Below are 25479 nucleotides of genomic sequence, written 5' to 3' on the forward strand. Positions count from 1 at the left end.
CCTCTTCGAGGTCCTGCCCCAGCTCACCCAGGAAGTCCACACCCGCAAGGGCTGAACCGCCTCCCTCGCCCCGGCACGGCCCGGGACCCGCACGCGCGGTGCGGGTCCCGGGCCGTGCCGCGTCCGGGGCCCGCGGCGCGGCCCTGACCCTTGACCCTCTGCGCGCCGGGGCAGTAGCTTCCGCCAGGAAGTTCAACGTTTTGTTGATTCGAGCGCGGGTCGCGCACGGAGCAGAGGAGCGGGGCAGATGAGCCAGGGCGCCACAGTGCCGACCACCTTCGCGGAGTCCGTACGGGAACGGATCGGCGCGTCCCTCGCCGGCGTGGACGCCGAGCTCGCCCGCCGGTACCCCGGTGATCCGGGCACCCGCCAGCCGGTGCACACCGTCTACGTCCCCGGTGACGTGGTGACGCCCGCCACCGTGCGCGAGTGGGGCGAGCAGGCGCTCGCCCTGCTCGACGAGCACGCCCCGGACGCCGGCGCCTTCGCCTCCGCCGTGGGACTTCCGGAGGACCAGGCCGCGCAGGTGTACGAGCGGGTCCGCGCGAAGCTCGCGCGGGAGCCGGTGGAGGACCTGCGTATCGACTTCGAGGACGGGTACGGGCCACGCCCGGACGCCGAGGAGGACGCCGCGGCCGCCCGCGCCGCGCGCCTCGTGGCGGGCGCCCTGGGGAAGGACGCGGAGGGACCCGTGCCGCTGCGCCTGGGCATCCGCATGAAGTGCCTGGAGGCGGACGTCCGGGACCGCGGCATCCGCACTCTCGACGTCTTCCTCACCGGCCTGCTGGAGGAGGCCGGCGGGCTGCCCGGCGGGCTCGTCCTCACGCTGCCCAAGGTCACCTACGCGGAGCAGGTGACCGCGATGGCGCGGTTGTGTGACGCCTTCGAGCGGGCGCACGGCCTGCCGGCGAGGCGGATCGGCTTCGAGATCCAGATCGAGACCACCCAGTCGATCCTGGGGGCCGACGGCCGCGCCACCGTCGCCCGGATGATCGACGCCGCCGGGGGACGGGCCACCGCGCTGCACTACGGCACCTTCGACTACAGCGCGGCGTGCGGGGTGAGCGCGGCCCACCAGGCCATGGACCATCCCGCCGCGGACCACGCGAAGGCCGTGATGCAGGTGGCCGCGGCCGGCACGGGGGTCCGGCTCTCCGACGGGTCGACCAACGTGCTGCCGGTGGGGCCGCGGGAGCGGGTCCACGAGGCCTGGCGGCTGCACCACGGGCTGGTGCGCCGTTCCCTCGCGCGGGCGTACTACCAGGGGTGGGACATGCACCCGGGGCACCTGCCGACCCGCTACGCGGCCGTCTACGCCTTCTACCGGGAGGGCCTGGAACAGGTCGCCGGGCGGCTCGCCGCCTACGCGGCCCGCGCGGGCGGCGACGTGCTGGACGAGCCCGCCACCGCCCGGGCGCTCAGCGGCCATCTGCTGCGCGGCCTGGACTGCGGCGCGCTCGACGTCGCGGAGGTCGCCCGGCTCACCGGGATGACCCGGGCCGACCTGGACCGGCTGGCCGGGCGCGCCTGATCCGGGTGGCCCGGTGGCCGCCGGGCGGAGGGGCCCGCCGGCGGCACGGGCGGGCGGGGCCGTCCGTACGGCGAGGGTGCGACCCGGTGGGCCCTACCACGCGGCCGTGCGCACGTCCGGATCGCCCACGGGCGGCAGCTCTCCCGAGCCGCGGGGGATCAGCCGGGTCGGCAGCGCCACCCGGCGGGGCGCGTCGCCGGCGCCTTCCAGCCGCCGGAACAGCAGCTCGGCCGCCGTACGCCCGAGCTGGGCCGGGTCCTGGGCGACCACTGAGACCGGCGGCGACAGCAGGTCCGCCAGCTCGAAGTCGTCGAAGCCCACCAGGGCCACCGGGTGCGCATGCCCGGCCAGCACCCGGACGGCCGTCACGGTGACCCGGTTGTTACCCGTGAAGAGCGCCGTGACCGGGGCGTCGCCGGCGAGCATCCGGGTCGCGTCCGCCCGTACCCGGGCGGCGTCGGTGGAGCCGGGCGCCACCCAGCCGGGGAGGACCGGCAGCCCGGCCTCGGTCATGGCGGCCTCGTAGCCGCGCAGTCGCTCGGCGGCGGTCGGGATGTGCGCCTGGTCGCCGATGAAGCCGATTCTGCGGTGGCCGTGCGCGATCAGGTGCGCCACGCCCTCCCGGGCCCCCGCGAAGTTCTCCGAGAGCACCACGTCGGCGTCGAGGCGGCCCGGCGGCCGGTCCACGAAGACCGTGGCCATGCCGGCCGCGATCTCCGGTTCCAGATAGCGGTGGTCGTGGCCGGCCGGGACGATCACCAGCCCGTCCACCCGGCGGGCGCAGAGCGCGAGCACCAGCTCGCGCTCCCGCTCCGGGTCCTCCGCGCTGGAGCCGTTGATCAGCAGGGCGCCGTGCGCCCGTGCCACCTCCTCCACGGCCCGGCTCAGCGGTGCGTAGAACGGGTCGGCCAGGTCCTCCAGGACGAGACCTATGCTCGCGGTGCGGCCCTTGCGGAGGATGCGGGCGCTGTCGTTCCGGCGGAAGCCCAGCGCGGTGATCGCCTCGTGCACCCGCTGCTCGGTCTCCGGGGAGACGCCCTGCTCGCCGTTGACCACCCTGGAGACGGTTTTCAGCCCGACGCCGGCCCGGGCCGCCACGTCCTTCATGGTGGGCCGGGAGCCGTAGCGGGCACCGTCCGGGCGGTGCCCGCGTGCCGTGGTGCGTCCGGAGTCGGGCACGGTGTCCTGTCCTTCTCTGCGTTCGCGGGCGCATCACCGCGCGGTACCAGGGGCACGAGCAGCATAGTCGGCCCCGGGCGAGGCCCGGAACGGTTGCTGGACAACGTTGTCAGAATCCTGTGAGACTTGCCCGGACCGTGCCCGTTCCGGTCCCGAGGACCGTCACCCTGGAGAGCGCCCGCGCATGCAGAACGACCTCGTCGCCGCCCTGGACATCGGCGGCACCAAGATCGCGGGCGCCCTGGTCGACGGGCGGGGCAGCCTGTTCCACCGCGCCCGGCGCCCCACGCCGGCCCGGGAACACGGCGACCGTGTGATGGCCGCGGTGCTCGAGGTGGTGGACGAGCTGCGGGCGGCACCGGCCTGGGAGAGGGTGCGCGCGGTCGGCATCGGCAGCGCCGGCCCGGTGGACGCCCGGGCGGGCACCGTCAGCCCGGTCAACATCCCCGGCTGGCGGGACCACCCCCTGGTCGAGGGCGTGCGGCGGCGGACCGGCTCCCTCCCCGTGACGCTGATCGGCGACGGGGTCGCCGTCGCCGCCGCCGAGCACTGGATGGGGGCCGCGCGCGGCCGTGACGGTGCGCTGTGCATGGTCGTCTCCACCGGCGTCGGCGGCGGACTGGTGCTCGACGGACGGCTGTACCCGGGACCGACCGGCAACGCGGGGCACCTCGGCCACATCAGTGTCGACCTGGACGGCGCCCCGTGCCCGTGCGGCGGCCGCGGCTGTGTGGAGGGCCTCGCCAGCGGCCCGAGCATCGTCCGCCGTGCCCTGGCGGCCGGCTGGCGCCCCGCGTCCGGCACCGAGGCCGACGCCGCCGCGGTCGCCGCCGCCGCCCGGGAGGGCGATCCCGTGGCGCTCGCCTCCTTCGAGCGCGCCGCCCGGGCGCTCGCCGCCGCCGTCGCCGCCACGGCCGGGCTGGTGGAGATCGAGACCGCGGTGATCGGCGGCGGGGTGGCCCGGGCCGGTGAGGTGCTGTTCGGGCCGCTGCGCCGGGCCCTGGGCGAGTTCGCCACGCTGTCCTTCGTCCGCGGGGTGACCGTCGAACCGGCACGGACCGGCACGGACGCGGGGCTCATCGGCGCGGCGGCGGCCTGCCGGGAGCGGGTCCGTACCGAGCCGGAACCCGCCGCCTGACCCTCGTGTCTGCCTCCCGCCGCCGCCGTGGTGCCCCCGCCGCCCACTCCGGTGGGCGCGGGCGCCACGGGGCGCCCGCCCCGGCGCGTACGCGCGGGCGGCTCCCCGGCGCGTTTCCGGGACCGGGTGGAGCGGGCAACTGAAACGGGGGGCGACGATGAGGGGGAAGCGTGATCGTCTGGTTGAACGGCGCCTTCGGCGCAGGCAAGACCACTGCGGCGTACGAACTGCTGGACCTGCTCCCCGGGAGCACGCTCTACGACCCGGAGCTGCTCGGCGCGGGCCTGCGCGGCATGCTGCCCAAGGAGCGCACGGCCCAGCTCGACGACGTCCAGGAGCTGCCCTCCTGGCGACGGCTGGCCGCGGACGCCGCGGCCGCGCTGCTCACCGAGGTCCCCGGCCCGCTGGTCACGCCGATGACCCTGCTCCGCCAGGAATACCGGGACGAGATATTCGGGGCGCTCGCCGCCCGCCGCATACCCGTACTGCACGTTCTGCTGCACACCGCGGAACCGGTCCTCCGTGACCGGATAGCCCAGCGGGCCGCCGCGGACGCCGGCGCCGACCGTTCCTGGCGCCTGTCCCGGCTGCCCGACTACGCGGCCGCGCTGCCCTGGATCACCGCGGACGCGCACACCGTGGACACCACCGGGCTGACACCGCGGCAGACCGCCGAACGGATCCGGGACGCCGTGCACGGCGGCGCGGGCGCCTGCCCCATCGTGCAGACCCCGGAGCCGTCCGCGGAGACCCTGGCCGCCGGCGTGCTGCTCTTCGACGAGGACGACCGGGTGCTGCTGGTGGACCCGACCTACAAGGCCGGATGGGAGTTCCCCGGCGGAGTGGTGGAGCCCGGCGAACCGCCCGCCCGTGCCGGGATGCGCGAGGTCGCCGAGGAGCTGGGCATCGAACTCGCCACCGCCCCCCGGCTGCTGCTGGTCGACTGGGAACCCCCGGGCGACCGCGGCTTCGGCGGCCTCCGCCTCCTCTTCGACGGCGGGCGGCTGGAGGCCGCCCGTGCGGCGGAACTGCTGCTCCCCGCCGAGGAGCTGCGCGACTGGCGCTTCGCCTCCGAGGCGGAGGCCGCCGGGCTGCTCCCGCCGGTGCGCCACCGCCGCCTCAGGTGGGCGCTGCGAGCCCGGGAGCTGGGGACCACGCTCAATCTGGAGTCGGGCGTCCCGGTGGGCCGCTGAGCGGTCGCCCCCGGGGCGGAGGCCGCGCGAGGCCCGTGGCACGCGTGCCGCCACGCGCCGGCGCGTGGCGGCCCGTACGCTGAGCGGACGCACCCGGATCGCGACTCCCGCGGGCCCGGCCTAGCGTGACGGTGGCCGCCCCTCCCCGTCGCGGGGAGGGATCCGCCGGACACCGCGAGGAGGGCGCCCATGCACCACGGCTCCCGCCCGCACGGCCCGGGCAGCCCCGGCGGCCGGTTCGCGGTGGGGCTGATCGCCTTCGCCTTCGTGTTCGGGCTGGCCCTGATACGCGCCGGCACCGAGGAGGGCCCCGGACCGCCGGTCCCGGACGCGGCCGCCGCCCGCACCGCGGAGGACCGCACGGCCGGCGGGCGGGAGCCCGCGGGACGGCGCAGCGGACCCCCGGACGGGCGCCGGGACGCGGCCCCGGCACCCGACGCCGAGCCGCTGCCCGCGGCCCGGCCGCAGCGGGTGCGCATCCCCGCGATCGGGGTGGACGCCCCCGTCACCCCGGTGGGCCTCGACGACCGGGGGTGGCTGGAGGTGCCGCCCGCGGACCGCGCGAACCTCGCCGGCTGGTACCGGGGCGCGGCGCCTCCCGGCGCCCGCGGCACCGCCGTGCTGGTCGGGCACGTCGACAACGACCGCGGGCCCGCCGTCTTCTACGAGCTCGGGGCCCTGCGCAAGGGCCGTACCGTCGAGGTCGTCCGGGCGGACGGGCGCACCGCGGTCTTCACCGTCTACGGCGTCGAGCTGCACCCCAAGGACCGCTTCCCCACGGCGCACGTGTACCGGGACACCCGCCGGGCCGAGCTGCGGGTGATCACCTGCGGCGGCCGCTACACCGCGGAGGGCGGCTACGGCGCCAACGTGGTCGCCTTCGCCCGGCTCACCGCGGTGCGCTGACCGGCTCCGGTCACGGCCGTACAGGGGCGGGCCGCCCGTGCCCCGGACCGGCGGCCCGCCTCAGCCCTCCGCGGCCGTCGCGAACCGGCGGAGGAAGAGCGCCTCGGTCAGCGCCAGCGACTCCAGTTCGCGCGGGGAGACGCTCTCGTTCACGGCGTGGATCTGCGCCTCCGGCTCGCTCAGCCCGATGAGCAGGATCTCGGCTTCCGGATAGAGCGAGGCCAGGGTGTTGCACAGCGGGATCGAGCCGCCCTGCCCGGCGACCGCCATGCCGGCGCCGTCGTACGCCTCCCGCATCGCCTCGGCCATCGCCGCGTACGCCGGGCTGCCGGTGTCGGCCCGGAAGGGCTGGCCCTGGCCCACCTGCTCGAGGTCGAGGCGGGCGCCCCACGGCACCCGGGACTCCAGGTGAGCCCGGAGCAGCCCGGTGGCCTCGGCGGCGTCCGTGCCCGGCGGTACCCGCAGGCTGATCAGCGCCCGGGCGCTCGCCTGCACGGACGCCGTGGCTCCCACCACCGGCGGGCAGTCGATGCCCAGCACCGTCACCGCGGGGCGCGCCCAGATGCGGTCCGAGACCGTGCCGGAGCCGATGAGCCGTACGCCGTCGAGCACCCCGGCGTCCCGGCGGAAGTCCTCCTCCGGGTACTGCAGACCCTCCCAGGAGGCGTCCGGCTCCAGCCCGTCGATCACCGTCGAGCCGTCCTCCGCGCGCAGCGAGTCGAGCAGCCGGATGAGCGCCGCCAGCGCGTCCGGTGCGGCGCCGCCGAACTGGCCCGAGTGCAGGTTGCCCGCCAGCGTCTCCACCCGCACCCGCAGCAGCGTCATCCCGCGCAGAGTGGCGGTCACGGTCGGCAGCCCGGCCCGGAAGTTTCCCGCGTCGCCGATCACCACCGCGTCGGCCGCGAGGAGGTCCGGGTGCGCCTCGGCGTACCGCTCCAGCCCGCCGGTGCCCTGCTCCTCGGAACCCTCCGCGATCACCTTCACGCCGACCGGCACGCCGCCGTTCTCCTTCAGCGCGCGCAGCGCCAGCAGGTGCATCACCAGGCCGCCCTTGCAGTCGGCGGTGCCGCGCCCGTACCAGCGGCCGTCGCGCTCGGTGAGCTCGAACGGCGGTGAGAGCCAGGCGTCCTCGTTCAGCGGCGGCTGCACGTCGTAGTGGGCGTAGAGCAGCACCGTCGGCGCGCCCTCCGGGCCGGGCAGGTGACCGTAGACGGACTGGGTGCCGTCCGGGGTGTCGAGCACCGCCACGTCGGCGAAGCCCTCCGCGCGGAGTGCGCGGGCCACCCAGCCGGCCGCCGCCTCGCACTCGCTGCGCGGGAACTGCGCGGGGTCCGCCACGGACCGGAAGGCCACCAGCTCGGCCAGCTCCTCCCGGGCCCGCGGCATCAGCCCGGCGATGGTGGCGGCGAGGGGGCTCTGCGGCATGGGAACGCTCCTTGTGGGCGCGGTGTCGGGGAGGGCGCACGGGGTGGGTACGCCCGGGTCGCGGCCGATCCTCCCACAGCGCCCCCTCGGGCCAGGGCCGTAGGATGCCGTCGCGGACGTCAAGCCAGCGACGAGCGGAGCGGAAACACATCGTGAGCAGCGAGCACGCAGCCGGGGACACCGAGCCGGAGCGGACCGTGTGGGACGTCGTCGTCGTGGGGGCCGGCCCCGCGGGGGCGTCGGCCGCCTATGCCGCCGCTGTCGCCGGGCGGCGGGTGCTGCTGCTGGAGAAGGCGGAGCTGCCGCGCTACAAGACCTGCGGCGGCGGCATCATCGGCCCTTCCCGGGACGCGCTGCCGCCGGGCTTCGAGCTGCCGCTGCGGGAGCGGGTGCACGCGGTGACCTTCTCCCTGAACGGCCGGCTGGCCCGTACCCGCCGCTCCCGGCGGATGCTCTTCGGGCTGCTGAACCGGCCGGAGTTCGACCACGCGCTGGTGGAGTCGGCGGTGCAGGCGGGCGCCGAGGTGCGGACGGGCGTCACCGTCACCCGGGTCGAGCAGCACGGGCCCGCGGTTCCGGACCGGCGGACGGTCGCGGTGGTCCTCTCGGGCGACGAGGAGCCGGTGCTCGCCCGCGCGGTCGTCGGCGCCGACGGGAGTGCCAGCCGGATAGGCGCGCATGTCGGGGTGAAGCTGGATCAGGTGGATCTCGGCCTGGAGGCGGAGATCCCGGTGCCGGACAGCGTCGCCGAGGACTGGGCCGGCCGGGTGCTCATCGACTGGGGTCCGCTGCCCGGCAGCTACGGCTGGGTGTTCCCGAAGGACGGCACGCTGACCGTCGGGGTGATCTCCGCGCGGGGGGAGGGCGCGGCGACCAAGCGCTACCTGGACGACTTCGTCGCCCGGCTCGGGCTGGCCGGTTTCGAGCCGAGCGTCTCCTCGGGACATCTCACCCGCTGCCGGGCGGAGGACTCGCCGCTCTCCCGGGGGCGTGTGCTGGTCTGCGGCGACGCGGCCGGGCTGCTGGAGCCGTGGACGCGGGAGGGAATCTCCTTCGCGCTGCGTTCCGGCCGGCTGGCGGGGGAGTGGGCGGTGCGGATAGCCGAGGCGCACGACGCGGTGGACGCCCGTCGGCAGGCGCTCAACTACACCTTCGCCGTGAAGGCCGGTCTCGGCGTGGAGATGGGGGTCGGGAGACGGATGCTCGCGGTCTTCTCCCGCCGCCCCGGGCTGCTGCACGCGGCCCTCACCGGCTTCCGCCCGGCCTGGAACGTCTTCGCGCGGATCACCCGCGGCACCACCACTCTGGCCGAGATCGTGCGGACCCACCCGGTGGCCCGGCGCGCGCTGGACGCGCTGGACCGGCCGCAGCGGGCGGGCGCCCCGGCCGACGCTGCCGCGGTTCCGGCGGAGGAGTGACCGGCTCGGTCCGGAAGACCGGGCAGCGCTCCGGCGCCCGGCGCAGTGCGTCCTCCGGCGAGGTCGCGGTGACCCGTCCGTGAACCGTGCGACCTCCCAGTCCCACCGCCGCCGATGGGCGCGCAGCACCACGGAGTGTGTGGCACGCCGGGGCCCCGGTCGGCGGCTACTGCCGCGGGAGTAGGCGCGGGCACCGCCCGCGGCGGACGTCGCGGAAGGCATCGCGGGGCTAGCGTGAGCCGCATGACCCCCGCCCCTCCGCGCCGCGCTCCCGGCGGCGACCCGGACCCGCCGCTCCGGCCCGGGCGGCCCCGGCTCGCCCGCCTGCCCCGGCGTGCCGCCGAGCGGCTGCCTCTTCCGGTGCCGGCCGGGCTCGCGGCGCAGCTCCGTGCGGTGCTCTCCGGCCCGCCGCCCGGCCCACCGGGCTCCCGGCCACCGGCGCCCCGGTGGCCTTGGCCGTCCACCGCGGTGCTCGCGGTGGTGGTTCTCGCCGGTTCCCACTTCGCCGCGCAGGGCCAGCCGGAGCGGGTGGGCATGGACACGCTCTCCCGCGCCCTGCTCCTTCTCGCCGTCGCCTTCCTGCTGGTGCGCCGGCGGTGGCCCGCCGTGGCGGCCCTCGGTACGGCGGCGGCGGTCACCGCCTACGTCGTGGCCGGATACGCCTACGGGCCGGTCTATCTCTGCGTCGTCGTCGCCACGTTCTCCGCCGTGCCGGCCGGGCGCCGGGGGGCCGCCTGGGCCGGGCTGCTGCTGCTCTGGTCCGGGCAGGCCCTGGCGGGGCTGTGGCTGTACCGCTGGCTGCCGCCCGGCGGGGACACGTTCTCCTGGGGCGCGGCCGTCGCCCCCACCGCCTGGCTCCTCGCGCTGGCCGCGGCGGCCGAACTGGTGCGCGTCCGCCGGGAGCAGTGGGCCCGCCGGCGGGAGGAGGAGGCCGCGGCGGAGCGTCGCCGGGTGGACGAGGAGCGGCTGCGCATCGCCCGGGAGCTGCACGACGTCCTGGCGCACAGCATCTCCGTGATCAACGTGCAGGCGGGCATGGGACTGGCGCTGCTCGACTCCGACCCCGAGCAGGCCCGTACGGCGCTGACCACCATCAAGTCGGCCAGCAAGGAGGCTCTCGGCGAGGTCCGCCAGGTCCTGGGCACACTGCGCACCCCCGGCGAGGCCCCGCGGGCGCCGGCCCCGGGCCTCGGCCGGCTCCCCGAACTGGCCGCCCAGGCGGCACGGGCCGGCCTGCGGGTGGAGACCCGTACCGAGGGCGACCCCGTCCCGCTGCCGCCCGGCGCCGAGCTGGCGGCCTTCCGGATCGTCCAGGAGGCGCTGACCAACGTGGTCCGGCACTCCGCCGCCCGCCGCGCCGAGGTGCTGCTGCGGTACGCGGCGGACCGGCTGGAGATCCGGGTGGACGACGAAGGGCCCGGCAAGGCGGCGGACGCGCCCGGCGGCGGCAACGGGCTGACGGGGATGCGGGAACGTGCCGCAGGCCTCGGCGGCACGGTGGAGGCCGGCCCGCGACCCGGCGGCGGTTTCCGGGTCCGCGCCCTGCTGCCGCTGGGCGGCGCCGGTACGGTGACCGGCACACCGCAGAGGGAGGCGCCGTGATCCGGGTACTGCTGGCGGACGACCAGTCGCTCGTACGGGCCGGGTTCCGCGCCCTGCTCGACGCGCAGCCCGGCATCGAGGTGGCCGGCGAGGCGGCTGACGGCGAGGAGGCGCTGGCCCTGGTCCGTGCGCTCCGCCCGGACCTGGTCCTGATGGACATCCGGATGCCGGAGCTGGACGGGCTGGCCGCGACCCGCCGGATCACCGGGGACCCGGAGCTGGACGCGGTCCGGGTGGTGATGCTGACGACCTTCGAACTCGACGAGTACGTCTTCGAGGCGATCCGGTCCGGTGCCTCCGGCTTCCTCGTCAAGGACACCGAGCCGGAGGAACTGGTGCGCGCGGTACGGGCGGTGGTGGCCGGGGACGCGCTGCTGTCGCCCGGGGTGACGCGCCGGCTGATCGCCGAGTTCGCGGCCCGGTCCAAGGAGCCCGCGGCCGCCGCCTCCCTCGGCGGGCTGACCGAGCGCGAGCGGGAGGTTCTGGCCCTGGTGGGGATGGGGCTGTCCAACGAGGAGATCGCCCGGCGGCTGGTCGTCTCGCCGCTCACCGCCAAGACGCATGTCAGCCGGACGATGGTGAAGCTGGGCGCCCGCGACCGGGCCCAACTGGTCGTGCTGGCCTACGAGTCCGGGCTGGTGCGCCCGGGCTGGCTCGGCTGACGGCGGGGTCCCGCCCCGGGCCCTCCGGAGCCGGCGGGCCGCGCCCGGCCCCGTGCCCGGTCCCGTGCCCGTCCGGGCACGGGGCGGCCGGTGCACGGCCCGTTCCGGAGCGCGCGCATGGCGCGCCGGGCCCCTGGTAGCGTGCGGAGCATGGACCGGGCCGACGCGGAGCAGGCCGTGGTGCGGCGCTGGCGGCAGACGCTCGCGCTGCATGCGCGCACCCTCTCCGCGCTCGACCGCGCGCTGCATCCGTACGGACTCGGCGCCAGCGACTTCGAGGTACTCGAGGTGCTGGCCCAGGGCGGCGCGCGGGGCGGCGGCGGTGCCTACCGCGTGCAGGAGCTCGCGGCCCGGGTCCACCTGAGCCAGAGCGCCCTGTCCCGGCTGGTCGCCCGGCTGGAGCGGCACGGCCTGGTCAGCCGGGGGACGTGTCGCGAGGACCGGCGCGGGGTGCGGGTGGGCCTCACCGAGGCCGGCCGCGAGCGGTACGCGGAGGCGCTGCCCGTGCAGCGCGCGGTGCTGGCCCGGATGCTGGGCACCGGCCCGCAGGCCGGAGCCGTGCCGGGCCCGGCCGGCCCGGCGGCCGCACGCGCCGGCGGGGCGCCGGTCAGGACGGCCGGTGCGCCCCCGGGGTCCCGCGCTTGACGTAGAGCTGCTTGCGCACCCGGGCGACGACCGTGCCGTCGGCGCCGGTCACCTGCGTGTCGAACCAGGGCAGCGCCTTCTCCCCGTCCGCGGTCGCGGCGCGGATCTCGTCCAGCCGGTCCTCGGTCAGTTTGAAATCGGCGAACACGTCGCCCCGGCCGGGCGAGACGTACTCGATCTCCGCCGCCTTGTCCCACACGATGTACCCCTGGCCCAGGCGGTGCAGAACCAGCAGCGCCCAGAACGGGTCGATCATCGAGTACAGCGAGCCGCCGAAGTGGGTGCCGAAGTAGTTGCGGTTGAGGCGGCCGAGCCGGAGCCGGACCCGTGCGCTGCTCCAGTCCTCGGCGATGTGCAGCACCTTGATCCCCGCGCAGCGGTACGGCGGCCACCAGCTCATGGCCAGCCGCAGGCCTCGCGGGGTGGAGAGCAGTTTCGGCATGGACCGAGGCTACCATGGATGTTACCGACCGGTAGCCCCGAGGGGGCCCGCGGTCAGACGATCGCGGAGTGCGTCTGCCAGAGCGTCGCCACCGAGGCGTCGCCGTCGATCACCAGCCCGTCGCCGTACGGCAGCCGGTTCCACAGGGCCAGATAGACGGTGGCGGCGGGACCGCTCACCCGGCAGTCGTACTCTTCCGGAAGCCCCCGGGTGGTCCGCGGCGGCTCGGCGCCGATACGGACCGTCCAGGCCGCTCCCGGCACGTCCGGCGCCTGCACCGCCAGCACCTGCTCCCGGTCGCTGCGGACCCGGCTGCGGCGGCGCGCGTGGAAGCCGGTGAGCAGCTCGTCGACGCCGTCCGCCGCGAACTCCGGCGCCACGGGGGAGAGCTCCGCCCCGGCCGCCAGCTCGGCATCGGCCCGGTGCACCGCCGTCTCGTGCGCCTGCCGGCGCGCCCAGAAAGCCCGCGGGGAGGCGGAGCCGGGCAGGAACGACCAGCACTCCAGGGCGTCCTCGGCCGCCCGCAGACCCTCCGTCAGCCGCCCGTGCCCGGTGCGGAACCACGCGGCGAGCTTCTCGTCCGGCGCCGTCTCGGTGCCTATGGGTGCCGGGTCCGTGCGCCCACCGGTGACATAACCGGCCGCCCAGCGGTGCACGTTGCCCGTGTGCAGCAGCAGGTCCCGCACCCGCCAGCCGGGGCAGGTGGGCACCTCGGCGTCCGGGCCCGCGCGCTCCGCGGCCGCGAGCAGCGCCGCGCCCTCATGCTCCAGTGTCTCGATGTGCCGGGAGATCTTCATGGCGGCGATTGTGTCACCGGCCACCGACAGCCCGGCCTGCGGACGCACGGGCTCCGTCCCCGCGGAGGGAGTGCCGGGCGGCCCAGGCCACGGTGGCGGCGACGGCCGCGAGCGCGGCCACCGAGGTCAGCGCCCGCGGCAGCGAGGTCCCCTCGGCCAGGAAGCCGATCGCGACCGGCCCCAGCAGCATGCCGCCGTACCCGAGCGTCGAGGCGGCCGCGACACCGCGCGGTCCGGCCAGCGCACCGGCGCGTCCGATGGCGACCGGGAAGATGTTCGCCAGTCCGAAGCCGGTGACCACGAACCCGGCCAGCGCGGCCCACACGGTGGGCGCCAGCGAGCCCAGCAGCATGCCGCAGGCCGCGGTGAGGCCCCCGCCGACCAGGGTCCGTACCTCGCCCAGCCGGTGCACCAGTGCCGTGCCGCTCAGCCGTCCGGCGGTCATGGCCAGGGCGAAGACCGAGTAGCCCGCGGCGGCCACCCCCGGGCCGGCGCCCAGGTCCTCGGTCAGGTGCAGGGCGCTCCAGTCGGCCAGCGCGCCCTCCCCGTAGGCGGTGCACAGGGCGATCAGGCCGAGCACGGCGACGGTGCCGCGCGGATGCCGGCCCGCCGGGGCGTCGCCGCGCGCCGGGGAGTGCCGTGCGGCGGTCCCCGGCTCCCGCGTGGTCCGCCCGGCCGCCGCCGGCGGCAGCGGGTGACGCAGCAGGGTCCGCCCGGCCACGGCGGTGACGAGCAGCCCGGCCACGGCGAGCAGCGTCAGGTGCCGCCCCACGGTCAGCCGGCCCGCCAGCAGGCCGCCCAGCCCGGCCCCCAGCATCCCGCCGAGGCTGAAAGCCGCGTGGAAGGCGGGCATGACGGGCCGGCGCAGCGCCGCCACCAGGTCCACGGCGGCGCTGTTCATGGCGACGTTGACGGCCCCGTACGCGCTGCCGAAGACGAGGAGCAGCAGACCGAGGGCGAGCGCCGAGCCGGCCAGCGGGGGCAACGCGACGCCCAGCGAGATGAGCACCCCGGCGGCGACGGTGACCGGCGCGTTGCCGAAGCGGCGGCAGAGCCGCCCGGTGAGCATCATCGTCGCCACGGCGCCCGCCGACACGCCGAGCAGCGCCAGCCCGAGGTCGCCGGCCGAGGCGCCGGTCTGCTGTTTGACGGCGGGAATGCGCACGACCCAGCCGGCGAAGAGGAAGCCGTCCAGGGCGAAGAAGGCGGTCAGGGCGGTCCGGAGGCGTATCAGTCCGCGGTCGGCGGGCGGGTGCTCCGGGAGGGCGGTGAGCCGGGTGCGCCCGGTCGGGGCGGTCCGGGGTTTGTTTATTTGCGGCACAAAGTGAGAATAGAGGAGTGACCCAGACACGTACAACAAGGCTGGAGAGGGGCCGCAGCGCCCTCGGGCCCGCGCTCGCGCTCGTACACACCGGCCGGGCGCCCACGCGCGCCGTGCTCACCGCGGAGCTCGGCGTCACCCGCGCCACCGCCGGGGCGGTCGCCGCCGAACTGGAGGCGCTCGGCCTGATCACCGTGGACTCCCGGCCCGGCGCCGCCGTCGGCGTGCAGGGCCGTCCCTCGCACCGGTTGGCGGTCGACCCCGACGGGCCGGTGGTCCTCGCCGCCCAGGTGCACGCGGACGGCTTCCGTGCCGCGCTCGTCGGTCTCGGCGGCCGCATCGTCGCCACCGCCCCGGGCTGCATGACCGTGGACGCCGACCCGGCGCAGGTCCTCGGCGAGGTGGTACGGGCGGGAGCGCAGCTGCTCCGCGAGACGGGACGACGGTGTGTGGGGGCCGGGCTCGCGGTGCCCTCCGCCGTGGCCGAGCCGGAGGGGACGGCGCTCAACCCGCTGCACCTCTCCTGGGAGCCGGGCGCCCCCGTCCGGGACGTCTTCACCCGGTGCCTCGCCGAGGCCGGGGTGCCCGGGCCCGGCGGAGAACGGCCCGCCACCGGCTTCACCGCCAACGACGTCAACCTCGCCGCGCTCGCCGAGCACCGGCACGGCGCCGGGCGGGGTGCCCAGGACCTGCTGGTCGTCGGCACCGGCCACCGCGGGGTCGGCGGGGCGCTGGTGCTGGACGGCCGGTTGCACAGCGGCAGTTCGGGGCTGGCCCTGGAGGTCGGCCATCTGACGGTCGATCCGGACGGCCGTCCGTGCCACTGCGGCAGTCGCGGCTGTCTCGACGTGGAGACCGATCCGCTGGCCCTGCTGGAGGCCGCCGGCCGCGCCCCCGGCCCGGAGATGTCGCTGCTCGACCAGGCACGCGAACTGATCCGCACCGAGTACGCCACGGACGCGCGGGTGCGCGGCGCGGTCGGACTGCTCGTCGACCGGCTGGGGCTGGGCCTCGCCGGGCTGGTCAACATCCTCAACCCCGACCGCATCGTCCTCGGCGGCCTGCACCGCGCCCTGGTGGAGACCGACGGCGAGCGGCTGCGGGCGGTCGTGGCCGACCGCAGCCTGTGGGGGCGCAGCGGCGGCGTGCCGGTGCTGGCCTGCTCGCTCGACCACAACAGCCTGGTCGGCGCGGCCGAACTGGCCTGGCAGCCGGTGCTGGACGACCCGCTGGGCACCCTGACCGGCGGCTGAGGGCGGCCGGGCCGAGCCTCGCCGCACGGGCAACAGGCCCGGCAAACCCCGCCGGTACGGTGCGCGCCCGCCGGGCGCGGGCGACGAGCGCTGCGCGGGGCCGGGGGCGGCCGTGGCCCCGGCCACGGAGTGGGCGCCGGCGCGCCGTCAGGCAGCCGGGACGGGGGCCCGGGCCGGCGGAGTGCGGCACCGGGAGGCGGCGCACGGGTCCTGCGGCCGCTGCTCGTGCCGTGCCCGCAGGGCCGCGGGGTCAGCGGGTCGCCGCGGCTCCGGCGGTCTCCGGGGTGCTCATGGCCGCGGCCGCCGCCGGTACGGGGGCCGTCCGTCCGGCCGCGGCCGGGACGTGCTCACGGGTTGCCGTGCCGCCGGCGGCGGCGGACGGCTCCGGCTCGCGCTCCGCGGACGCGGCGGGCGCCCCGGTGAGCGGCAGGGTGAACCAGACGGTCCTCCCGGTGCCGTCGTGCCGCTCCCGGGCGCCCCAGCTCTCGCCGAGCTGGGCCACCAGCGCCGGCCCGCGGCCGCCGGCGGCCTGCGCTCCGGAGGGGCGTCCCCGGGGCGGCCGAGTCCCGTCGGGCCGCCCCTCCTCCCGCACCGATACGGTCAACCGCTCGGCGGTGAGGCCGAGTTCCACGGTGCAGGTGCGGCCGGAGCGGCCGTGCAGGTGGACGTCGGTGAGCAGTTCGGTCAGCCCGAGCAGGGCGCGGTCGGTGAGCGCGTCGAGACGCCAGTAGCGGAGCTGTGCAGAAACGATTCTGCGCGCCTGACCGACCCGCGCCGGCAGCGCCTGGAACTCCATCGCACAGTGCCTGCCAGGCCTGCTCTCCCGACTCGTCACCACGGCCACTCCCTCGACGAAGGAACCGGGAACGCCCGGGAGCCCCGGGGTCCCAGAGAACGGAGCGTCTGCTCACTCCCCGCGTACGCGTGTGCACCGTACGCCGGTGTATGGAGCCCAGGGTGCGACCGGCCCGTGAGGGCCGCAAGTCGGGTCCGGCCGGGCGGGGGCGCCCGCCCGGCCCGCGGGAGGCTCAGCGGCCCAGCAGCCCCCGCTCGGCCGCGTCCTTCGCGCGGGCCGTGCGGATCGCCGCCAGCAGGCTCTCCCGGCGCTCCAGACCGAGGCGCAGCAGATAGCGGGTGCCGTCCAGGGTCGCCAGCGCGCTGCGGCGGGCGCCGTACCAGGGGCTGATCCGCACCTTGTCCAGGGGCGCACTGTCGATCTCCCGGCCGTAGCTGGTGAGCAGCTCCAGCCGGCCGTCCCGGACGAGCACCTGCCCGGCCCGGGTGAGCGAACGCAGCCAGCGCTCTATGCGTACACCCCTGGCGTCGAACTCAGGATCCGCCATGCCGCACCGTCCTCCGCCTGACTCAACCCGCGGTCTACCCCCGTCCGGGTGCCCTACACCCCGGCGACACCCTCCTGGCAGTGTGCCCGGCATCGGGCGCGGCCACCAGTGCCGTTCTATCCTCGCCGGGTGAGCAGCAGCACCGGGCGGCCCGCGCGCCCCTCCACCGCCCCCGCCCGCACCCTCGACGTCGACCGCAGCGACCCGGACTACCGGGCCTGGCTGAAGGACGCCGTACGCCGGGTGCAGGCGGACCACAACCGCAGCGCCGACACGCACCTGCTCAACTTCCCGCTGCCGGAGGAGTGGGGCATCGACCTCTATCTCAAGGACGAGTCCACCCACCCCACCGGCAGCCTCAAACACCGCTTGGCGCGCTCGCTCTTCCTCTACGGGCTCTGCAACGGCTGGATCCGCCCCGGACGCCCCGTCATCGAGGCGTCCAGCGGTTCCACCGCCGTCTCCGAGGCCTACTTCGCGCGCCTGATCGGGGTGCCCTTCATCGCCGTGATGCCGCGCACGACCAGCAGCGAGAAGACCCGGCTCATCGAGTTCCAGGGCGGCCGGTGCCATCTGGTGGACGACCCGCGGACGGTGTACGAGGTCTCCGCCGCGCTGGCCGCCGAGACCGGCGGCCACTACATGGACCAGTTCACCTACGCCGAACGTGCCACCGACTGGCGGGGCAACAACAACATCGCCGACTCCGTCTACCAGCAGCTCCGTCTGGAGCGCCACCCGGAGCCGGCCTGGATCGTCGCCACCGCGGGCACCGGCGGCACCTCGGCCACCGTGGCCCGCTACGTGCGCTACATGCAGTTCGACACCCGGGTCTGCGTGGCCGACCCGGAGAACTCCTGCTTCTTCGACGGCTGGGTGCACCACGACCCCGGTGCGAGCTGCCCCGGCGGCTCCCGGATCGAGGGCATCGGCCGCCCGCGGATGGAGCCCAGCTTCGTGCCCGGGGCCCTGGACCGCATGATGAAGGTCCCGGACGCCGCCTCCGTCGCCGCCGTACGCACCCTGGAGCGGGTGAGCGGGCGGAAGGCCGGCGGCTCGACCGGCACCGGGCTGTGGAGCGCGCTGAAGATCGTGGCCGAGATGGTCGCCGCGGGGCGCAGCGGATCCGTCGTCACCCTGATCTGCGACCCGGGCGACCGCTACCTCGACAAGTACTACTCCGACGCCTGGCTGGCCGGGCAGGGCCTGGACATCGCGCCGTACACCGCGACCCTGGAGGCCTTTCTCGCCACGGGCGCGTGGCGCGACTGAGCAGCCGGACCAGCCGCCGCACCGCGTCCCGCACGGAACGGCGCACGCCCGGGCGCAGCAGGCGGAACACCGCCCGGGTCGCGGCGGGCCCGTCGAGCGCCGTGGTGTACCGCACCAGCGTGCCGGACCCCCGCGGCACCAGGCGCCACTCCTCGGCCATGGCCCGCACGCCGGGTGTGTCGGTGCGGTCGGTGCCATAGGCGAAGCAGGCCCCCCGCTCCGCGGTGAAGACCATCTCCTCGAACCACAGGCCGCCCCGGGGCCGGATGTCGCGGCCCTGCCCGTCGCGGGCGGGGCGCGCACCGCGTACGGCCGTGAACCGCCGCGGCCGGCCCGCGGTCCGGGCCGGCTCCGCGAAGACCGCGTGCGGTGGCGCCGCGACCACCCCGCCGGACTCCAGCCGCACCGGGGCGGACGCGACGAACCCGGGCTCGACGGGGCGGAGTCGGTGTGCCAAGGCGGCCTCCCACGCACGCGCCGGGGCCCCGGACGGAGCCCCGCTCGCCGTCAACCTAGCCCACGTGCTCCGCGCCGTCAGCCGGTTCCCCGGCCACCACCAGGCCCGGCAACTGCTCGGTGATCTCCGCCCGCGCCTCCGGGGAGATCCCGCCGTCCGTGACCAGGGTGTCCACCTCGGACAGCGCGGCGAACGAACTCAGTCCCACCGTGCCCCACTTGGTGTGGTCCGCGACCACCACCACGCGGCGGGCGGAGCGCACCAACTGCCGGTTGGTCTCCGCCTCCGCCAGGTTCGGCGTCGACAGACCCGCCTCCACCGATATCCCGTGCACGCCCAGGAAGAGCACGTCGAAGTGGAGCGACCGGATGGCGGCGTCCGCGACCGGTCCCACCAGCGAGTCGGACGGCGTGCGCACGCCGCCGGTGAGCACCACCGTGGCCGCACCCGGAGCGGGGAACCCCTCCCCGCGGGTGCGCTGCGCGCTGTGGAAGACGTCGGCCACCCGCACCGAGTTGGTCACCACCGTCAGACCGGGCACGTCGAGCAGGTGCCGGGCCAGGGCGAAGGTCGTGGTGCCGCCGGAGAGCGCGAGGGCGCTGCCCGGCGCCGCCATCGCCGCCGCGGCCCGCGCGATGTCCTCCTTCGCGCTCGGCTCCAGCGAGGACTTCGCCTCGAAGCCCGGCTCGTGGGTGCTCGCCTCGGCGACCGGCACGGCGCCGCCGTGCACCTTCTCCAGGGCCCCCTGCCGCGCCAGCACGTCCAGGTCGCGGCGGACCGTCATGTCGGACACCCGCAGCCGGCGGGTCAGCTCGTTCACCCGGACGCCCCCGCGCCTGCGGACCTCGTCCAGGATGAGGGCGCGCCGCTGCTCGGCGAGGAGGTTCTGGTTGTCGCCCACCCGGTGCCGTCCCTTCGTCCCGCGGCCGCTCGTCCGTTCCGGCACATCCTCCCATGCGCCCCGGCGGACGTCCCGTCACGATTCCGGGTCCGCCCGCTACGGGGGGCTGCGCCGGGGCGGCGCGGGCGGGATGCTGGAGGACGGCGGCCGGGGCGCCCGGCGCACGCGCCGGGACCGGTGCCGGAGCTGACGGACACACACCTACGGCCGGGGAGCGGTATGCAGGGGGAGCGGACGCCCGGGGCGGCACCGGTGCCGGCGGCGGGCCGGGAACCGGCGGAGGGCCCGGAGCCGGGCCAGCGGCCGGGCGGCGGCCCGGCCCTGGAGCTGCGGGTGCACGGCGTGGGCGGCGCCACCCCCGAGGAGATGCTGGGCGACCCCCGCACCCGGCGGATCACCGGGGACGACACCGCCGCGGTCCACCGGCGCGCGGCCGACGTGGACGCCGAGAGCCGGCCGCGGGACCACGCGGGCCGTACGGTGCCCGAGGCGTACTGCTGGTCGCCGCTCACCTCCGGCAACAGCGCGCGCGCCCTCTGGCTGCTCCTGCTGCCCTTCATGGTCGCCAACCTCGCGCACTGGATGCGTCCGGCGGCGGCCGGTCGCCGTACGGCCGTCCGGCTGCACGGCACGCTGGTCCGGCTGCTCGCGTTGAGCCTCACCGTGCTGCTCGTCGCGGCCGCCTGCGAGGTCGCCCTGGACCAGGTCGCCTGGCAGTGCGCCGGGTCGCCGGAGTGTGCCGGCGGCCGTTCCTGGCTCGGCTTCCTCGCCGTGGACGACCGGGGCGCGGGCGGCTGGTGGAGCGCGCCCGGACGGCGTCTCGCCCTGGCCGCCCTGGTGCCCGCCGCGCTCACGGTGCTGCTGTGGTGGCTCTCCCACCGCACCTGGAGCGCGTACGAGACCCAGCCCCCGTGGCAGCGCCCGGTGGAGACCGACGGCCCGCCCGACGGCGAGCGGCCCGCGCTGTGCCTCCCCGGCTTCTGGTACGGCAGGCGGCTGGTGGCGCGGCTGCGTGCCGCGCACACCGCGGCCGGCTTCCTCACCGTCGCCGCCGCACTGACCGCGGCCGCCTCCCGCTTCGACCGGCGGCCGGGCGGCAGCCTGGTGCTGGACACCTTCGGCTGGGTCCTGATCGCCCTGCTGGTGGCCGGAGCGGCCTGGGTGGTGGCCACCGTGTGCGCCCGGGGGCGCAAGGAGCAGGTGCCGGACGACCGCCTGGACCGGCTGACCGTGCGGGCGCTGCCCGGCGCCTCCGCCGCGGTGCTGGTGCTCTGCGCGCTCCATGCCGCCTGGGACCGCCCCGGCTGGGGCAGCGGCGGGGTGCTGCCCGGTGACGAGACGTTCGGCGTGCTGGCCGTCGCCCAGGGGTGTCTGGTGGCGGCGCTGGCGGTGCTCGGCGCGCTGCTGCACCGCACCACCCGGGTGCCGCGCACCGTGCTCCACGGGCAGGGCGCCGCGGCCACCGCGATGCTCGCCTGTGCGCTGGGCGGGGTGATGTCCGGAGGGGTGGCGCAGCGCGTCGCCGACTGGCTGGACGGCGGCGGCACGCCCGGTACGGGCGACGGGCCGATCCCCGGGCCGCCCACGGTGCTGACCTGGCAGGCCGCGACGATACCGGTGCTGCTCGGCGTCGCGGTGCTGCTGCTCGCCGTGCTGGCGGTACGGACCTGGCGCATGGGGCGCCGGCTGGCCGGGACCGTCCACCACGGCTATCCGGGCGCGGTACGCGACGCCGCCCGCTCCCGGCGCATCGGCCGGGTCCTCGCCCGCGCCGCGCTCACCGACGCCGCGCCCCGGCTGGTGGGCGTGGTCGCCCTGGTCGCCCTGGTGCTGGGCGGCGTCGCGGTGCTCGGCACCTGGCTGACCGGCGAGGTGCCCGGGCACGCCGCGGACGGGGCGCCGGCGGTGATCGACGGGCTCGCCGACACGGCGCAGGCGCTCGGGTCCTGGATGATCGGCTTCGCCTTCCTGCTCCTGGTCACCTGCGGCCGGCGCGCGTACCGGGACGCCTCCACCCGCCGCACCATCGGCATCCTGTGGGACGTCGGCACCTTCTGGCCGCGGGCCGCCCACCCCTTCGCCCCGCCCTGCTACGCCGAGCGCGCCGTCCCGGACCTGGTCTGGCGGATGGCCACCTGGACCGGCCGGTACAGCGGGGGCCGGCTCGTCCTCACCGGGCACTCCCAGGGCAGTGTGCTGGCCGCCGCCGCGGTCTGGCAGCTCGACCACGCCACCCGGCGGCAGGTCGCCCTGCTCACCCACGGCTCCCCGCTGGAGCGCCTCTACGGCCGCTGGTTCCCGGCGTACTTCGGGCCCCGGCCGCTCGGCGCGCTCCACGGCGAGCTCGACTGCTGGCGGAACCTGTGGCGGCTCACCGACCCGATCGGCGGCCCGGTGCGGCTGCCGGACGACGGCCGGCCCGAGGTCGACCGCGGCCCGCTCCGGGACCCCCTCGCCTACGGCCGCACCGCCGACCAGCCGCTCCCCGCGCCCATCCTGGGCCACGGCGGGTACGCGGCCGACCCGGCCTTCGACGAGGAGCGCGACGGCCTGCTGGCGCGGCTGTGCCCGGACGGCCGGGTACCCGCCCAGCCGGCCCCGGCGGAGGCGCCGGTACCGCCGGGAGCGGCGGAGGCGCCTCACTCCGGCTCGGGCAGGTCCTCCGCGTAGAGCAGCGTCAGCGCCTCGGTGTCCGGGTCGTCGAGCTCCGCCACCCGTCCGGCGTGCCGCTCCACCATCGCCTCGAACGTCTGCCGCGCGGTGCGCCCGTTCCCGAAGGCCGGGCCCTTCGGCAGCCGGGCGAAGTAGCCGAGCAGCGCCTCCGGCGCGCCTTCGGCGAGCCGGTACTGGTGCTCCCGCGCCTGCTGCTCGACGATGCTCAGCAGCTCCCGGGGCGCGTAGTCGCCGAAGGTGATGGTGCGGGAGAAGCGGCTGGCCACACCCGGGTTGACGGCCAGGAACCGCTCCATCTCGGTGGTGTAGCCCGCCGCGATCACCACCACCTCGTCGCGGTGGTCCTCCATCAGCTTCACCAGCGTGTCGATGGCCTCCCGGCCGAAGTCGCGGCCGGAGTCCTCGGGGGAGAGGGCGTAGGCCTCGTCGATGAAGAGCACCCCGCCGCGCGCCCGGTCGAAGGCCTCCTGGGTACGGATCGCCGTGGAGCCGATGTGCTCGCCGACCAGGTCGACCCGGGAGACCTCGACCAGGTGGCCGCGCTCAAGGACGCCCAGCGCGTGCAGGATCTCGCCGTAGAGCCGGGCGACGGTGGTCTTCCCGGTGCCGGGGGACCCGGTGAAGACCAGATGGCGGCGGACCGAGGCGGCCTTGAGACCGGCCTCCACGCGGCGCCGGCCGACCTCGATCATGTTGGTCAGCGTCCGTACCTCGCGCTTGACGCTCTCCAGGCCCACCAGCGCGTCGAGTTCGCCCAGCACGTCCGCCGCGGGCCGGGCGGCCGGCGGCGCGGTGTCCTCCGCGGCGGCCGGGGCGGTGGCGGCGGCAGCGGGGGAGGCGGGCGCCGGGCCCGCGGACGGCTCGGTGGCCCGCTGCCGGGGAACCGCCGCGGGGGCCGTGAGCAGCCCCGTGGTGGCCGCCGGAGCGGCCGGCGGCGCCGTCGGCGGGGCCGGGGCGGCGGCGCTCTCGTCGCTGCTGCAGTCCTCCACGACCGGCCCCTCCTCGGCGAACTCGAAGCCGCCGCGCGCACAGCGCTCCGTACGGCACCGGCGCAGCGTCGTGCGGCACCCGTCGATGACGTGGAAGCCGTACCCCCGGCTGCCGGTCACCCGGCAGCCGTGGAAGGTGCCGCGGCCGTCGGCGGAGACGTACACCCCGGCCTCCTCGGGGCCGGTGACGGTGCACCGCTCCACGGTCGGGTCCGCGCCCTTGGTCACGATGAACCCCGTCGCGGTCCCGTCGACCGTGCAGTCGGCGAGGGTGCCGCCGCTTCCGTGGTCACGGAACCAGGCTCCCGTGGCCGCCTCCCGGATGCGGCAGTCGTCGAGCTGCACCGTGGCCCCGTCGCTCACCGAGACCGCGGTGCCGCGCACCTGGGTCAGATCGCTGTCCAGCACGTCCGCCCGGGACCCGCGGTCCAGCACGAACAGCGCGTCCGGCACGCCGTGCACCCGGCAGGAGTCGAGCACCGCGGAGGCGCCGTCGCTGACCCAGACGGCCGGGTAGTCGCCAGTGCTCTCGTGTATCTCGCAGCCGTTGGCATCCACCCGGGTGCCCGGGTCCCACACCGAGAGGCCGTTCCGGCCGAACCGCCGCACGGTGGAGCGGGTCAGCGTGAGCACCGCGCGGGAGCGCAGGTCCACCGCGTTCTCCGGAAGGTCGTGGAGCCGGCAGTCCGCCAGGGTCAGCACCGCGTCGGTGTCCAGGGTGACGCCGTCGCCCGACGTACGGTGCACCTGGCAGTCCGTCAGGTGCCCGGTGGCCCGGGCCGTGACCTGGACCCCGGCGCCCTTGATCTCGTACAGCTCGCACCCCACCGCCTCCGCGGCGCTGCCCTCGCCGTGCAGCGAGAGGCCGGCCCCGGAGGCGTGGTGCACCCGGCAGCGCTCCAGCCGGGGGTGGGCGCCGTCGGTGACCGCGATCCCGGCCCGGCCGGCCGCCACCACCTCGCACTCCTCGTAGACCCCGCCGGCGCCGCCGGTGACGCTGACGCCCAGTCCCGCCGGGTTGTCCACGGTGCACCGCCGCATCGTCGGCCGGGCTCCGCCGCGCACCTCGATGCCGGCCGCGGACCGGGTGAGCACCCGCAGGCCGGTCAGCTCCGGGGTGCAGTCCTCCACCAGCACCGCCGGTGCGGACACGTCCTGTCCCTCGAGTTGCAGGTCGCGCACCGTCGCCGAGCCGCGCACGGTCAGCGCCACACCCTCGCCGGGCGCGATCCGGACCGAACCCGATCCGGACCGCTCGGGCCCCCGCAGGGTGATCGCCCGGTCCACCACCAGGTTCTCCCGGTAGGTGCCGGGCGCGACCGTCAGCACGTCGCCGTCCGCCGCCGCGTGGAGGGCCGCGGCGACAGACGCGTACTCGCCGGTTCGGCGCCGCCACCGCGACGAGCCGGTGTGTGTGACCTGGACCGAGGCCTGTCCCATGGACTGCTGCGTCCTCACTTCGTGCGATCGTCAAGGCTGCGCGCCGCCGCTCGCGGGCAGCACCACCGTAGCGTGCGTGCGCCGCGGCCGATCACCGGTCAGCCGTTGCCGCCCAGCCGCCCCGAGTCCGGGCCGATCCGGGCCCACTCCTCGTCCCAGCGCGCGAACCGGCGCCGCATCATGCGGCGTACCGCGCCACGCCGTCCGGCCTCCACCGCGACCGCGGCGGCCACCCCGGCCACCAGACCGGCCACCACCGCGTGCGAGGAGGCGGTGGACGCCGACATCGGGGCGCTGGTGAGGCTGCCGTGCTCGTCCGTCCAGACCCGGAAGCGGTCCCCGGGGCGGACCGGGCGGCCGGCCGTCGCGGGCCCGGTGCGCGTGGTGCCGTCGGGGCTCTTCCAGAAGGCGAGCACCGGGTAGCCGGCCTCCTCGGCGGTCCGCTCGGCGCCGTCCTCCCCGACGGGGTGCGGGAGCACCTGGTCGGTGGTGGCCCACACCGGGTGCCGGTGGCGGCGCTGCTCCGCGACGACCCGGTTCAGCTCGGCGCTCGCGGCCAGGCCGGCGGCCAGGCCCGCCAGCGGGGTCCCGAGCACGATCAGCAGCGCCGCGCACAGGGTGAGCCATGCCTCGGCGCGATCGGTCTCCCGGCACAGCGGATTGCCGCGCCAGCGCCACAGTCCGGCGACGATGCGCACGGTGCTCACCCCTTCTGCAACCCCCTGGGAGAGGGACCTTACTCGGAACCGGTGGGGCGCGGGAGGCACGGGTGCGCGCCGTGGAATGCAACCGTGACGCCGGTGCACGCCCGCGCACCGGTGTCGTCGCGGAGGGTGAAGGCGGAACCACCGGTCTCACGGTGCGTAGAGAAAGCCCGGGTGCCGCGCCCGGC

20 protein-coding genes and 2 pseudogenes are annotated in these 25479 nt (G+C 76.7%); 11 read left to right on the top strand and 11 right to left on the bottom strand.

The window, feature by feature from the left end:
• Nucleotides 1-247: 247 nt before the first annotated feature.
• Entirely contained in the window at nucleotides 248-1531 is a 1284-nt protein-coding gene (locus HOY81_RS15025) for an aldolase/citrate lyase family protein (RefSeq protein WP_237320866.1), read from the top strand.
• A gap of 93 nt (nucleotides 1532-1624) precedes the next feature.
• On the opposite strand, the gene HOY81_RS15030 is transcribed toward HOY81_RS15025, so the two are convergent.
• A complete protein-coding gene (locus HOY81_RS15030; RefSeq protein ID WP_237320944.1) occupies nucleotides 1625-2638 on the bottom strand; it encodes a LacI family DNA-binding transcriptional regulator in 1014 nt (337 codons plus the stop codon).
• A gap of 256 nt (nucleotides 2639-2894) precedes the next feature.
• On the opposite strand from HOY81_RS15030, the gene HOY81_RS15035 reads away from it, so the two are divergent.
• From HOY81_RS15035 to HOY81_RS15045, 3 genes are all read left to right on the top strand, one after another.
• On the top strand, nucleotides 2895-3848 hold the full coding sequence (locus HOY81_RS15035; RefSeq protein ID WP_237320867.1) for an ROK family protein: 954 nt from the start codon (nucleotides 2895-2897) through the stop codon (nucleotides 3846-3848).
• A 170-nt stretch (nucleotides 3849-4018) separates the two neighbouring features.
• Nucleotides 4019-5041 (top strand): NUDIX hydrolase, encoded by a 1023-nt coding sequence (locus tag HOY81_RS15040; RefSeq protein WP_237320868.1) that lies wholly within the window; start codon nucleotides 4019-4021, stop codon nucleotides 5039-5041.
• Nucleotides 5042-5230: 189 nt separating this feature from the next.
• Entirely contained in the window at nucleotides 5231-5947 is a 717-nt protein-coding gene (locus tag HOY81_RS15045; RefSeq protein ID WP_237320869.1) for a class F sortase, read from the top strand.
• 60 nt (nucleotides 5948-6007) lie between these two features.
• Here HOY81_RS15045 and HOY81_RS15050 read toward each other — a convergent pair whose 3' ends face one another.
• Nucleotides 6008-7372 carry a dipeptidase gene (locus HOY81_RS15050; RefSeq protein WP_237320870.1) on the bottom strand — a complete coding sequence of 455 codons (1365 nt, stop codon included), beginning with the start codon at nucleotides 7370-7372 and terminating at the stop codon, nucleotides 6008-6010.
• A gap of 104 nt (nucleotides 7373-7476) precedes the next feature.
• Here HOY81_RS15050 and HOY81_RS15055 point away from each other — a divergent pair, with 104 nt between their 5' ends.
• The 4 genes and pseudogenes from HOY81_RS15055 to HOY81_RS15070 form a co-directional block, all read left to right on the top strand.
• Complete coding sequence (locus tag HOY81_RS15055) at nucleotides 7477-8790, top strand: geranylgeranyl reductase family protein (protein ID WP_272892828.1); 1314 nt, start codon at nucleotides 7477-7479, stop codon at nucleotides 8788-8790.
• A gap of 243 nt (nucleotides 8791-9033) precedes the next feature.
• On the top strand, nucleotides 9034-10392 hold the full coding sequence (locus HOY81_RS15060) for a sensor histidine kinase (RefSeq protein ID WP_237320872.1): 1359 nt from the start codon (nucleotides 9034-9036) through the stop codon (nucleotides 10390-10392).
• Nucleotides 10389-11054 carry a response regulator transcription factor gene (locus HOY81_RS15065; protein WP_237320873.1) on the top strand — a complete coding sequence of 222 codons (666 nt, stop codon included), beginning with the start codon at nucleotides 10389-10391 and terminating at the stop codon, nucleotides 11052-11054. The genes HOY81_RS15060 and HOY81_RS15065 overlap by 4 nt, the downstream gene beginning before the upstream one ends.
• A gap of 150 nt (nucleotides 11055-11204) precedes the next feature.
• Nucleotides 11205-11591: pseudogene (locus HOY81_RS15070) on the top strand (MarR family winged helix-turn-helix transcriptional regulator); the annotation flags it as partial.
• 70 nt (nucleotides 11592-11661) lie between these two features.
• Here HOY81_RS15070 and HOY81_RS15075 read toward each other — a convergent pair.
• The 3 genes from HOY81_RS15075 to HOY81_RS15085 are packed head-to-tail and all read right to left on the bottom strand — an operon-like array spanning nucleotide 11662 to nucleotide 14172.
• Nucleotides 11662-12141 (bottom strand): DUF4442 domain-containing protein, encoded by a 480-nt coding sequence (locus tag HOY81_RS15075; RefSeq protein ID WP_237320874.1) that lies wholly within the window; start codon nucleotides 12139-12141, stop codon nucleotides 11662-11664.
• A gap of 53 nt (nucleotides 12142-12194) precedes the next feature.
• Nucleotides 12195-12938 carry a maleylpyruvate isomerase family mycothiol-dependent enzyme gene (locus tag HOY81_RS15080; protein ID WP_237320875.1) on the bottom strand — a complete coding sequence of 248 codons (744 nt, stop codon included), beginning with the start codon at nucleotides 12936-12938 and terminating at the stop codon, nucleotides 12195-12197.
• 13 nt (nucleotides 12939-12951) lie between these two features.
• Nucleotides 12952-14172 carry an MFS transporter gene (locus HOY81_RS15085; RefSeq protein WP_237320946.1) on the bottom strand — a complete coding sequence of 407 codons (1221 nt, stop codon included), beginning with the start codon at nucleotides 14170-14172 and terminating at the stop codon, nucleotides 12952-12954.
• 104 nt (nucleotides 14173-14276) lie between these two features.
• Between HOY81_RS15085 and HOY81_RS15090 the strand changes: the two genes are divergently transcribed.
• Entirely contained in the window at nucleotides 14277-15512 is a 1236-nt protein-coding gene (locus tag HOY81_RS15090) for an ROK family protein (RefSeq protein ID WP_237320876.1), read from the top strand.
• Nucleotides 15513-15762: 250 nt separating this feature from the next.
• Here the strand turns inward: HOY81_RS15090 and HOY81_RS15095 are convergent, their stop codons facing one another.
• Together HOY81_RS15095 and HOY81_RS15100 are read right to left on the bottom strand one after the other, a co-directional pair.
• Complete coding sequence (locus HOY81_RS15095) at nucleotides 15763-16347, bottom strand: ATP-binding protein (protein WP_237320877.1); 585 nt, start codon at nucleotides 16345-16347, stop codon at nucleotides 15763-15765.
• Nucleotides 16348-16540: 193 nt separating this feature from the next.
• The gene (locus tag HOY81_RS15100; protein WP_237320878.1) at nucleotides 16541-16855 is read right to left on the bottom strand and encodes a hypothetical protein; all 315 of its coding nucleotides are present in this window, start codon (nucleotides 16853-16855) and stop codon (nucleotides 16541-16543) included.
• 129 nt (nucleotides 16856-16984) lie between these two features.
• Between HOY81_RS15100 and HOY81_RS15105 the strand changes: the two genes are divergently transcribed.
• Nucleotides 16985-18127, top strand: a complete 1143-nt coding sequence (locus HOY81_RS15105; RefSeq protein WP_308341047.1) for a PLP-dependent cysteine synthase family protein — start codon at nucleotides 16985-16987, stop codon at nucleotides 18125-18127.
• Between the two features lie 10 nt (nucleotides 18128-18137).
• Here HOY81_RS15105 and HOY81_RS15110 read toward each other — a convergent pair.
• Nucleotides 18138-18533: pseudogene (locus HOY81_RS15110) on the bottom strand (SRPBCC family protein); the annotation flags it as partial.
• Between the two features lie 106 nt (nucleotides 18534-18639).
• Nucleotides 18640-19485 (bottom strand): DeoR/GlpR family DNA-binding transcription regulator, encoded by an 846-nt coding sequence (locus tag HOY81_RS15115; protein WP_237320879.1) that lies wholly within the window; start codon nucleotides 19483-19485, stop codon nucleotides 18640-18642.
• A gap of 219 nt (nucleotides 19486-19704) precedes the next feature.
• Here HOY81_RS15115 and HOY81_RS15120 point away from each other — a divergent pair, with 219 nt between their 5' ends.
• A complete protein-coding gene (locus tag HOY81_RS15120) occupies nucleotides 19705-22155 on the top strand; it encodes a hypothetical protein (RefSeq protein ID WP_237320880.1) in 2451 nt (816 codons plus the stop codon).
• Here HOY81_RS15120 and HOY81_RS15125 read toward each other — a convergent pair.
• Together HOY81_RS15125 and HOY81_RS15130 are read right to left on the bottom strand one after the other, a co-directional pair.
• Nucleotides 22125-24587: a right-handed parallel beta-helix repeat-containing protein gene (locus HOY81_RS15125; RefSeq protein WP_237320881.1), complete on the bottom strand. Its 2463-nt coding sequence runs from the start codon at nucleotides 24585-24587 to the stop codon at nucleotides 22125-22127. The genes HOY81_RS15120 and HOY81_RS15125 overlap by 31 nt on opposite strands.
• A 98-nt stretch (nucleotides 24588-24685) precedes the next feature.
• Nucleotides 24686-25294 (bottom strand): hypothetical protein, encoded by a 609-nt coding sequence (locus HOY81_RS15130; RefSeq protein ID WP_237320882.1) that lies wholly within the window; start codon nucleotides 25292-25294, stop codon nucleotides 24686-24688.
• Nucleotides 25295-25479 lie beyond the last annotated feature (185 nt).

Origin of the sequence: Streptomyces sp. JJ36, from assembly GCF_021696945.1 — a bacterium.
Taxonomy (GTDB): Bacteria; Actinomycetota; Actinomycetes; order Streptomycetales; family Streptomycetaceae; genus Streptomyces.